General features: G+C 35.7%; 10 protein-coding genes. 5 read left to right on the top strand and 5 right to left on the bottom strand.

Features of this window, described 5'->3' with window-relative positions:
- Positions 1–346 precede the first annotated feature (346 nt).
- The 3 genes from AAAY30_RS06040 (at position 347) to AAAY30_RS06030 (ending at position 3,883) form a co-directional block, all read left to right on the top strand.
- On the top strand, positions 347–724 hold the full coding sequence (locus AAAY30_RS06040) for a heavy-metal-associated domain-containing protein (RefSeq protein WP_295025612.1): 378 nt from the start codon (positions 347–349) through the stop codon (positions 722–724).
- A 198-nt stretch (positions 725–922) separates the two neighbouring features.
- On the top strand, positions 923–1,621 hold the full coding sequence (locus AAAY30_RS06035; protein WP_022234032.1) for an ABC transporter ATP-binding protein: 699 nt from the start codon (positions 923–925) through the stop codon (positions 1,619–1,621).
- 12 nt (positions 1,622–1,633) lie between these two features.
- Complete coding sequence (locus AAAY30_RS06030; protein WP_295025610.1) at positions 1,634–3,883, top strand: ABC transporter permease; 2,250 nt, start codon at positions 1,634–1,636, stop codon at positions 3,881–3,883.
- Positions 3,884–3,923: 40 nt separating this feature from the next.
- On the opposite strand, the gene bsh is transcribed toward AAAY30_RS06030, so the two are convergent.
- From bsh to AAAY30_RS06015, 3 genes are all read right to left on the bottom strand, one after another.
- Positions 3,924–4,898, bottom strand: a complete 975-nt coding sequence (bsh, locus tag AAAY30_RS06025) for a choloylglycine hydrolase (protein ID WP_337781936.1) — start codon at positions 4,896–4,898, stop codon at positions 3,924–3,926.
- Positions 4,899–5,014: 116 nt separating this feature from the next.
- Complete coding sequence (locus tag AAAY30_RS06020; RefSeq protein ID WP_302186933.1) at positions 5,015–5,443, bottom strand: RNHCP domain-containing protein; 429 nt, start codon at positions 5,441–5,443, stop codon at positions 5,015–5,017.
- Positions 5,444–5,674: 231 nt separating this feature from the next.
- Positions 5,675–6,007, bottom strand: a complete 333-nt coding sequence (locus AAAY30_RS06015) for a GNAT family N-acetyltransferase (RefSeq protein ID WP_337781935.1) — start codon at positions 6,005–6,007, stop codon at positions 5,675–5,677.
- A 134-nt stretch (positions 6,008–6,141) separates the two neighbouring features.
- Here AAAY30_RS06015 and AAAY30_RS06010 point away from each other — a divergent pair, with 134 nt between their 5' ends.
- Both AAAY30_RS06010 and AAAY30_RS06005 read left to right on the top strand, forming a co-directional pair.
- A complete protein-coding gene (locus AAAY30_RS06010; RefSeq protein ID WP_294668192.1) occupies positions 6,142–6,567 on the top strand; it encodes a hypothetical protein in 426 nt (141 codons plus the stop codon).
- Between the two features lie 18 nt (positions 6,568–6,585).
- Positions 6,586–7,623: a DNA/RNA non-specific endonuclease gene (locus AAAY30_RS06005; RefSeq protein WP_337781934.1), complete on the top strand. Its 1,038-nt coding sequence runs from the start codon at positions 6,586–6,588 to the stop codon at positions 7,621–7,623.
- 74 nt (positions 7,624–7,697) lie between these two features.
- Here the strand turns inward: AAAY30_RS06005 and AAAY30_RS06000 are convergent, their stop codons facing one another.
- Complete coding sequence (locus AAAY30_RS06000; protein ID WP_022234037.1) at positions 7,698–9,056, bottom strand: MATE family efflux transporter; 1,359 nt, start codon at positions 9,054–9,056, stop codon at positions 7,698–7,700.
- Between the two features lie 270 nt (positions 9,057–9,326).
- Complete coding sequence (gene mgtE / locus AAAY30_RS05995) at positions 9,327–10,721, bottom strand: magnesium transporter (RefSeq protein ID WP_337781933.1); 1,395 nt, start codon at positions 10,719–10,721, stop codon at positions 9,327–9,329.
- Positions 10,722–10,984: the final 263 nt, after the last annotated feature.

Raw genomic sequence — 10,984 nt, 5'->3', positions numbered from 1 at the left:
ATGCCTTAGTTGCATAACAAAAGCGTAGCAGCTAAAAGCCACTACGCTTTCAAATCTAACTTTTGGGGGTCACCACAATATGACAGGGTGCAGTTTTTTTGATAAGGTTTTTTATAAAAAGTTGGAGTAATTTATAGTTTAGCACATAATTTAATTTGAATTTTATAATTTTTTCGGGAAGAATTTTGTTACCTCTAATCTGCAAAACTTTACTCGAAATCTTAAATAAGAGTTTTTTATATTTAACAAAAACAGAACTGTTTTAAGACAATATTTTTATTTGACAAGGAAAAAGCAGAGTGATATACTAAGGTTAGAAGAAACTAACTTACAAGGGGTTGTTATTATGGAATCTATTATTTCTACAATTATTGTTTGTGCGGTTATCGCTGTTATATGTGTAATTGGTGTTTTAAAATACATCAAAAGCCTTAAAAGCGGTTGCTGTGGTACAGGCGGCGACAGCATAAAAAAAGTTAAGCCGAAGGACAGTAATGTGAATAATTACAGCTTTGAATACAAAATAAAAATCGACGGTATGACTTGCAAAAACTGTGCAATGCGAGTGGAAAATGCTTTTAACTCAAAAGAAAATTATCTTGCAAAGGTAAAACTTTCGGAAAATTCCGCTTATGTGAGAACAAAGCAGGAAATTGCCGAAAAAGAATTGAGAGATATTGTAATAAACGCAGGATATATTCCTATGAAGATAGAGAAAATCTAAAACAGTCTGCTGCGTCGGCAAAATGCATACACAGCAGATAATTTTAACGACTTAGGTTAGTTAAAACTAACTAAATGAATTTTTAAAATAACTTTTATTTATTTTTTACTTGACAATATTTGCTTTGTATGTTAAATTCTCATTATTGAACATATGAACAAATAAACATATATTCATATAAATAGCAGGAGGTAGTTTATGTTTCTTGAAATTAAGAGTATAGAAAAGTATTACGGTACAGGGGAAAATCGTACAAAGGTATTAAAAGGTATTACCACCGGAGTTGAGAAAGGCAAGATTTGCGTTTTGCTCGGTCCGTCAGGTTCGGGTAAGTCAACCTTGCTCAACATTATCGGCGGAATAGAAAAAGCCGATGGCGGCAGCATTTCCATTGACGGCAGTAAAATCGAAGATATGAACGAAAAGCAGCTTTCGCTTTACAGAAGAAATCATCTCGGTTATGTATTTCAGTTCTATAATTTAATTCCGAATCTTACTGTAAAAGAAAATATAGAGGTAGGAGCATTTTTAAGCAAAAATCCTCTTGATACAGATGAACTTTTGCATACTCTCGGTTTGTGGGAACACAAGGATAAAGTTCCGAGTCAGCTTTCGGGCGGTCAGCAGCAGAGAACATCAATAGGCAGAGCAATTGTAAAGAATCCCGATATTTTACTCTGTGATGAGCCGACAGGTGCGCTTGATTATAAAACTTCAAAGGATATTTTAAAACTTATCGAAACCATTAATCAAAAGTACGGAAACACCGTAATTATCGTAACTCATAACGATGCTATCAAATTGATGGCAGATAAGGTTATCAAACTCAGAGACGGAAATATTCGTAAAGAATATGAAAATACCGAAAAAGTTAATGCCGAAGAGCTTGATTGGTAAGGAGATGAATTTATGAAGAATCCGCTTAATAAGCGACTGCCACGAGAACTTAAGGGAGATATCGGAAAGTATATTGTTATTTTTATATTCTTAGTGGCTACAATCGGAGTTGTATCAGGATTTTTGGTTGCCGGTACAAGTATGAAAACCGCTTTTGACGAAAGTTTTGATAAAAATAATATAGAGGACGGTAATTTTGTTCTTGAAAGCAAGATGACCGATGACCTTAAAACAAAACTTGAAGATGAAGATTTAACGCTTTATGATAATTTTTATAAAGAAGAAACCTATAAAAGCTCTACATACAGAATTTATAAAATGAGAAATGATGTAGATAAGATAGAACTTTTTGACGGAGAATTTCCAAAGGCAGACAATGAAATTGCACTTGACAGATTATTCAGCGAAAATAATGATATAAAAATCGGCGATAAAGTAACGCTTGACGGCAAGGAATACAAAGTCAGCGGTTATGTTGCTTTTTCCGATTACACATCATTGTTCAAAAGTAATACGGATATGATGTTTGACGCTCAAAACTTTACTGTTGCAACTGTAACAGATAATGCTTTTGACAAAATTTCCGATAAAAATTTAAACTATTGCTATTCTTACACTTTTAACGATGCTTCATATTCAGAACAGGAAAAGCACGATAAAAATACCGATATAAAAGAATTGATTGCAAAAAATGCAGAGCTCAAAAACTTTATTGCCGAACCCGATAATCAGGCAATCCATTTTTCGGGTGATGATATCGGTTCGGATACATCTATGATGATAATTCTTTTATATATCGTTATTGCTATTATGGCATTTGTATTTGCAGTTACTACTTCAAATACTATTGAAAAAGAGTCTGCTGTTATCGGTACACTCAGAGCATCAGGCTATACAAGAGGCGAATTATTAAGACATTATCTTGTTTTGCCTGTAATTGTTACTCTTATCGGTGCGGTACTCGGTAATATTCTCGGATATTCGGTATTTAAAAATGTTATAGCAGATATTTATTACGGAAGTTACAGCCTTGGCCCGTATGTTACATTGTGGAATGCATATGCTTTCTTTATAACAACCGTTGTGCCTTGTATAATTATGGTACTTGTCAATATATTTATTCTCAGCAAAAAGCTTTCGCTTTCACCTCTTAAATTTTTGCGTCATGACCTTAGCAAAAAAGAGAAGAAAAAGGTTGTGAAGTTACCTGATTTTAAATTTATGACAAAATTCAGACTTCGTGTGATTTTTCAAAATAAATCCGGCTACATTGTTATGTTTATAGGTATTTTATTCTCGAACTTTATTTTAATGTTCAGTCTTTTATTGACACCATTGGTAAATAATTTTAAGACAGAAGTAATCGATAATATGATTTGTAATTATCAGTATGTTTTAAAAGTTCCTGTTGAAACAGATACTAAGGGAGCGGAAAAGTACGCTGTAACCACACTCGAAACCGATTTTGAAAATTCGGACAATTCGGATGAAATTACCGTGTATGGTGTGGATAAGGATTCGGACTATGTAAAAGCAGGTTTTGTTGACAGAAATTCTGTTTTTGTATCCGAGGGTGTATTGGAAAAATTCGGATTAAAAGTCGGAGATAATCTTGACTTAAAGACAAAGTATGATGATAAAACTTATCGACTGACAATAAGCGGTACATATAAATATCCCGCATCACTGGCAGTCTTTACAGATATAGAAAATTTCAGAAACGAATTTGAAAAAAGCGATGATTATTTCAGCGGATATTTTTCGGATAATGAAATAACCGATATTGATGATAAGTACATTGCAAGCAAAATTACTCAAAAGGATTTGACTGTTGTTTCCGACCAAATGACAGATTCAATGGGAGGAATGATTCCTATAATTGTAGTATTTTCCGTTGTCCTTTATATGTTGCTTGTTTACCTGCTTTCTAAAGTTATAATCGAAAAGAATGCAAATTCCGTTTCGATAGTAAAAATACTCGGCTATCAGAACGGAGAAATCACAAGACTTTATATTATGTCAACAGCGATTGTAGCCATTCTTTCGGTAATAATCAGCTTGCCGATTTCGTATTTGTTTATGAAAGCTATATATTCCGAAATTATCAGGAGCTTTTCAGGCTGGCTTACTTTCTACATTGACCCTATGGTTTATGTTCAAATGCTTGTTTTAGGCATACTTGCATATGCTGTTGTAGGTGCGCTGCAGTTCAGAAAAATTAAAAAAATTCCTATGGAAGAGGCTCTTAAAAACGCAGAATAAAAGTACAGACCGATACATTTTGATGTGTCGGTCTGTTGCTTTAGTTTTGAAAATTGATTTGTTGTTCCGTAATTAACGGATAGCGTATAAGCTCTGTACCGTCAAGATTTTCTCTGTGCATATCTACGGCGGAAATCTGATGATTATTATAGGTTGTGTAGTAATAAATTCCCTTTGCGGCATTACAGCAGGAAGTATAAATTGTAATTTCATACTTTCCTTCGCTGACTTCACAACAACCTCGTTGCTGATCTACAGAGCCGAGAATATGGAAAAATTGGCTTACACTTTCGTTTTCGCTTTCACCTGAAATTGAATTCATTTTAGTAAATGCAGCTCTCACAAATCGTGATGCAGATGAAAGATCACCCGGCAATCCGATTGCCCCCATACCACGGCTGTACGAATTAAGTTTAAGTCCGTTTGCAAATGTGTTCTGCGGTTGTTTAGCGGAGAGCGACATATAATTATTCAGCAGAAACATCTGTGTTTCAAACGGTGGATTGTTAGTGAGTACACCGACAGGATTATCGTAAATATGAAGTCCGTCCGCAACGGATTCAACGGTTATAGATTCGTTTTTATCTGCAATTATCCAGTGAAGCCCGGCGGTCGGAAGTTTATCGCTGAACGGAGTGCCTGTGAGATTAATTTTTGCAAGCAAGTTTTTTGCATCGCTTACACTCGCACATTTGCTTAAGATATACGGTATAAATTCAAATTGCGCCACATTTTCCTTACTGTCGTCAGGTTCGGCATAAACGGCATTTCCGACAAAGTTAAGTCCTGCCATTCCAAGCCCTTTTTCGTTGATTGCATCATAGTAGAGCGGATAATTACCTGCAATATGAGCCATTCCGATTATTGCATAATGGGAGCTGCAAGTGCTTGTATGACGAAAATCAAAGGCATAGTTTCTCGGTGTAATTGTAATTTCATCACCGTAAGAAAATTCGTAATCAAGAGTTCTTCCAAAATAAAAATCTTTGGTTTTGTATGTTGCGGCAGTACACATATATATACCTCCTTGTGTTATTATTTTCAAAAAATAATTTAATATGTAAATGTTCAAAAATAACATCAGACTCCTCGCCAACCGACAAGGAGCCCTTTTGATTTGCAGTCAGATTATTACCACTTAAGTTCGCCGTCACCGCCCATAAGTTTTGTCATTTTTTCAATTTTTTCAAGCGGAAACGGGGGAGATGATACGGGTTTCATTGCAATAGACATAAGTTTCATCGGGTTATCGTCAGCGGCAATTCTGTTTGAGCTTGATGTTCCGCAGATTTTGCAGCGGTGAATAATCGCCCATTCGCCGTTTTTGCGAACCCATACTGCGACAGGTTCCATAGTTCCTCCGCAATCTGCCTCACGATCACCGGGCTCAATATCAAGATGTTGACTTGACAGGCAGTAAGGGCAATGATTGCGATGGTCGCTTCCCGCACCGTTAGGTACGACAAGTCTGCCGCATACCTTGCAGGTAAAACTTTCGTTGCAAGCGTGTGATTTATAATAACCTTTTTTATATGATTTTTTCTTGTTTTCTCTATTCATAGAGCATAATCCTCCAAAAAGTAAAATCAAAAACCTTTTGGGAGGTTTGTGGGTAAAAGTAGCAAACCTCCCGATTATGCTACTATTACAGTTGTATTAGTCTTTGTCAAACACTAATCTCCTTATTAAAATATTTATGAAAAAGCCAAGGCTTAGTCAACAATCGGTATTTTTATTATATCAACATATAAAATATTTTTCAATATACATCAAGTGAATTTTTGTATAAAATTATATTTTAATTTTTTCCCAATCTGTCCTTGTGATTTCGTACACAACAGTTGTTTCATTTTCACTGTCAATAAATTCATCAAGTTTTTTACAACCGTATGACACAGCGACAGCGGCGGAGGGAATGTTATCTTTTAAGCAAACTGCCCACAAGCCAAAGCCGAAAATATTGTATCGCTCAATGCTTTTGTCAATCCAATTCATTACTCTTGCTTTATCAAATGTATATGGATAGTGTTGCGTTATATCCGAATCTGCCAAAACAGAATATAGTGCACTGAAATCATCTTTTGTTAGCTCACGAATAAATAATCGTTCTGTTTCCGTAATCATAAAATCACCGTTAATAATTTTATATTTAAAGCTTTTTAATGTCAATCATTTGGTATAAATATTTGAGAAAATTTAATATACATATTGGCTAACAAATTTGTTTATTGTATAATAAAGATAAAGAGGTGAAATTTATGCACATAGTAGTATGTCTTGAAGATTGCAACGGAATTATGTTTAACAAAAGGCGCGTTTCGTCAGACAAAATTTTGATTTCTAAAATTATTGAAATGACTCAAAACAAAAATTTATGGGTAAGCGAATATTCAAAAGAATTATTTGTAGATAAAGAATTGAGAAATACTCGGTTGATGACAGTTTATGATATATCTGATTTAGTGAAAATTGAAAATAACGATTATTTTTTTATTGAAGATATTTTACCGGATAATTTAGAAAGATGTTCTGAATTAATAATTTTTCATTGGAACAGAAGATACCCGTCAGATGTAAAGTTTGCATACGATTTAAAAGATTTTACGCTTGTTTCAAGTTCGGATTTCAAAGGCTTTTCACACCCTGAAATAACCGAGGAATATTTAAAAAATATTAATTTATAAAACAGAAAGGAAATGACTATGAAAAGGAAAAGTATTTTATTGTTGGCAGGAGCAATAGCACTGTCTGTATTTGGAGGCTGTGTATCCACAGTTTTAGATACATCATCGGAAACAAAAGAAAGCTATACTCAACAAAGTGAAGATAAATCACAACAAAAAGCGACTGTAAATCCTACGAAACTGCAGACTCCGAAATTTGACCTTTCGTCAATACCTGAATATTCTGGCAATCCCTATGTGGAAATAAATGACAATGAACCGTATTTCAGTGATGACGAATATACAACATCGCCATTTGAGTACTACAGTGATTTGGATACATTAGGCAGATGCGGAATGGCATATGCCTGTGTGGGAAAAGATATTATGCCAACCGAGGAGAGAGGTTCAATAGGTTCGGTAAAACCGTCAGGATGGCAGACGGTAAAGTATGATTGTGTTGACGGAAACTATTTGTATAATCGCTGTCATCTTATCGGCTATCAGCTGACGGGCGAAAACGCAAACGAAAAGAACCTCATTACCGGTACCCGTTACCTAAATGTTGAGGGTATGCTGCCTTTTGAAAATATGGTTGCCGATTATGTAAAAGAAACCGATAACCATACATTATACAGGGTTACACCGATATTTAAGGATGATGAACTTGTTGCACGAGGCGTATTAATTGAGGCAAAGTCTGTTGAAGATAACGGCGACAGTATTACTTTTTGTGTGTACTGCTATAATGTTCAGCCCGATATAAAAATAGATTATAAAACGGGTGAAAGTGAATATACAGTACCGACAACCAAGGAAGAACCAAAAGTTGAATCCAAAGTTGAGTCCAAAGCAGAGTCAAAAGCCGAAAGTCACTATGAAGACCCCGAAGAATCTCCAAAAAATGAGAATACAGACACACATACATATATACTGAATACCAATACTAAAAAATTCCACTATCCTGATTGCTCGGCAGTAAAAAGAATGAAAGATTCCAATAAAGAGGAATTTACAGGCACTCGTGATGAAGTAATAAGCAGAGGATATGACCCGTGTCAAAAATGTTTTCCGTAACAATAAATAATTATCAAAATAATAAATAACTGTAAAACATAAGGGAACTTCTCGGTTGAAAAGTTCCCTTAATTTCATGCAAGTGCTTTTTTATTTTTAAAGCCTTTCATTTTTATATAGTAAACCGCAAGCATTAACAGCATACTTGCCGTCCAAGCGGCAGGACCTGCAACGCAGATTGATATATAACCGATTATTGAGCTTAAAATAACCGGTGCACATATTCTCATAAGTACCTCGATAAGCGAGCCGATCATCGGAATAATGCCGTTTTTAAGACCCTGTATTGTGCCTCTGTAAATGAACAACATTCCGAGAGTAAATTCAAACGGGCAGTTCCAGAATATGAATTGTACGGAATAATCTATTGTTTGCTGAGAGCTGTTGCTTGTGAATATTCCCGTAATCGGTGTGGCAAACAACATTGTTAATGCGCCAACTGCTATTGCGTATGTTATGCAGAGAATAAGGCAGTAGTTTACGCCTTTTCGTATTCTGTCATATTTTCCTGCGCCCTCATTTTGTCCCGCAAAGGTAGCAATTACCATGCTCATTGAGTTCATCGGATTTTGAACAAGCATCTGCACTCTGTTGCCGATAGTATATCCTGCAACCGCATATGAGCCGAACTGATTTACAAAATACTGCAAAACCATCATACCTATAGAAATTACAGAGTTTTGAAGTCCCATAGGACAGCCGACTTTAAGTTCGTCCGCAACCATTCTGCCTATACTTGTAAAACTTTCTTTGGTCGGCAAAAGAAGTTTAACTTTAAAACATATGTAAATACAGCAAAGCACTGCGGAGATTAATTGTGAAACTACAGTTGCTATTGCCGCACCTGCAACATCCCATTTGAATACTACTATAAACAGCAGGTCAAGTCCGACATTCAGAACAGAAGAGAACAACAGTAAATACAACGGAGTTTTGCTGTCGCCGACCGATCTGAGCAATGATGCTGTAAGATTATAAAGCATAGTTGCCGGTATGCCGAGGTAGATTATTGTAAGATACCGGCTTGCGTAATCAAAAGTTTCTTTTGTAGTGCCGAGCATTGTTAAAAACGGATTTACTAAAAATACAAAGGCAACTGTAAGTACGGCAGATGATATAATTCCGATTAATATATGTGCGGCAACACTTTTTTTGATTTGCTTAATATTTCCTGCACCGAAGTGTTGAGAGGTGATTACCGAACAGCCTGCCGATAAACCTATGAAAAAGCCGAGCGCAAAAAAGTTAAGAGAGCTTGTAGAGCCTACCGCCGCAAGCTTGATTTCGCCAAGCGTTTGCCCCACTATCAAGGTATCAACTACATTATATAATTCCTGTAAAAGGTTTCCTATAATTACGGGAATGGCAAAAAATAAAATCTGACTGAATATTTTACCCTGCGTCAGATTTCGTACGGATTTTGAACCGGTCATAATAATTCACACTTCTTTGTTAAAATTTATTGTAAAGAATAATTATGGACTACAATATCCTTGAATTCGTATGAATTATAGCATAGCAGAATAAAAAAGTAAATCCTAAAATTTTGAAAAATACACTGATGTTTACTTAAAAAATTTTTACAAAATGCACAGTTGTGTTTATAAGAGAAAAGTAAAATTACAAGATGTTTAGTTGTAGTGTGAAATATTTACGCAAACAAAAACAGGCGAAAAAATCACGCCTGTTTATCGTAAAAATATTTAGGTTAAATGTAAAATGTTAATCAAAAGCAGCCATACCATACCGTAATATGTCACAACTGCAACAAGGTCGTTTATGGTTGTAATCAATGGGCCTGACGCTACGGCAGGGTCGATTTTCATTTTGTTGAAGAACATAGGAACAAGTGTGCCGATAAGGCTTGAAATTACCATAGACGCCAAAAGCGAAAATCCTACGCAGCCCGATACAATAAACGAGTAGGCAATATTGTTTCCTTTAATAAGGAAAATATACAGACCGACAAAAATCACTGCCATTACACCGAGAAAAATTCCGTTTGAAAATCCGACTTTCATTTCTTTGACGGTGAGTTTTAATTTGTCTGACGCTGTCAGATTTTCATCCATAAGTACACGGATTGTAACCGCAAGCGATTGAGTGCCTACATTTCCCGCCATATCAAGTATGAGCGACTGAAAGCATATAACTATCGGAATAACGGCTACCACCGATTCAAAAATGCCTACCACCGAAGATACTCCCATACCGAGAAAAAGCAGAATAATTAGCCAAGGCAATCTTTTCTTTGTGCTTTGAAAAGTGGTTTCGTTTAAATCTTCTTCTGCGGTCAAACCACCGAGTTTTGCGTAATCCTCACCGAGTTCCTCGTCCACAACCTGAACAATATCATGGGCGGTAATAACGCCGAGAATATGTTTTTCGTCATCAAGCACAGGGATAGAATCTTCAGCATAGTCTTTTAATTGTTCAATACAATCCGTAATTTTTTCGTGTGCCGTTACAAAAGGATATGACTTTACTATGATGTCATCAAGATTTTGATAATTCCTTGCAACAATTAAATCTTTCAAATCAATAGCGCCGAAAAAACAGTTGTTGTCGTCAACAGCGTAAATTGTATTGATGTTATCATTTTCACCTGCCTGCGAGATAAGTTCGTGTCTGGCTTCTTTTATAGAAAGATTTTTGCTTATAACGATGTAGTTGGTAGTCATTTCACTGCCGATTTCATCATCGTCATAAGATAAAATCATTCGTACATCTTGTTTTGCATCGTTGTCAAGCAAGGCGACTATTCTTTTTCTGTCGTCATCGCCGAGCTTTTCAAGAATATCTACCGCATCGTCGGAGTCCATTTCCGAAAGGAGATTAGCAACTTTATCGGAATTAATTTCTTTCAGATACTCTTCCGAATCTTCAATGTAAGAAAATATTTCCGCAACAAGTTCCACACCGAGAACAGGGTAGAGCGCTTTTCTTTCGTCGGCAGTCATTTTTTCAAGAGCGTCGGCAATATCGCTTGTATGGTAGTCGGAAATTTTTTCTATAAGCTCGTCTTTTGGAAGTCCGCTCCTGAAAATCTTTACGATTTCATCTGCGTACATTGGTTTGTTTAATACTTTCTCTGTCATATCATTACCTCCCGTTTGTCTCAAAAGGGCATAAAAATACCACCGCTATTCCCACAGCAGTTTAACAATTGATTGTTGAGCAGTATAGGATAATATTCGGTGGAACAGAAAGTAATATTATGTTTACAAAAGGCTAAACATCAGTCAGAATTTAACAGACAGCCTTACATTGAGTATTTCCGTAACACCTGTTTGAATACTTCGACCAAAACTACTGCAACTGTCCATTAAATCTCACCTCCGATTAAACTTCATCATATATT

The organism is Ruminococcoides bili (assembly GCF_040093295.1).
Lineage (GTDB): Bacteria > Bacillota > Clostridia > Oscillospirales > Acutalibacteraceae > Ruminococcoides > Ruminococcoides intestinale_A.
This window is presented reverse-complemented; position numbering and strand designations above follow the sequence as displayed.

Bases quoted from the DNA above. Each gene is read 5' to 3' on its own strand.
- bsh (WP_337781936.1), bottom strand. From the start codon at position 4,898: ATGTGTACTGCCGCAACATACAAAACCAAAGATTTTTATTTTGGAAGA.
- AAAY30_RS06040 (WP_295025612.1), top strand. From the start codon at position 347: ATGGAATCTATTATTTCTACAATTATTGTTTGTGCGGTTATCGCTGTT.
- AAAY30_RS06030 (WP_295025610.1), top strand. From the start codon at position 1,634: ATGAAGAATCCGCTTAATAAGCGACTGCCACGAGAACTTAAGGGAGAT.
- AAAY30_RS06005 (WP_337781934.1), top strand. From the start codon at position 6,586: ATGAAAAGGAAAAGTATTTTATTGTTGGCAGGAGCAATAGCACTGTCT.
- AAAY30_RS06015 (WP_337781935.1), bottom strand. From the start codon at position 6,007: ATGATTACGGAAACAGAACGATTATTTATTCGTGAGCTAACAAAAGAT.
- AAAY30_RS06000 (WP_022234037.1), bottom strand. From the start codon at position 9,056: ATGACCGGTTCAAAATCCGTACGAAATCTGACGCAGGGTAAAATATTC.
- AAAY30_RS06035 (WP_022234032.1), top strand. From the start codon at position 923: ATGTTTCTTGAAATTAAGAGTATAGAAAAGTATTACGGTACAGGGGAA.
- AAAY30_RS06020 (WP_302186933.1), bottom strand. From the start codon at position 5,443: ATGAATAGAGAAAACAAGAAAAAATCATATAAAAAAGGTTATTATAAA.
- mgtE (WP_337781933.1), bottom strand. From the start codon at position 10,721: ATGACAGAGAAAGTATTAAACAAACCAATGTACGCAGATGAAATCGTA.
- AAAY30_RS06010 (WP_294668192.1), top strand. From the start codon at position 6,142: ATGCACATAGTAGTATGTCTTGAAGATTGCAACGGAATTATGTTTAAC.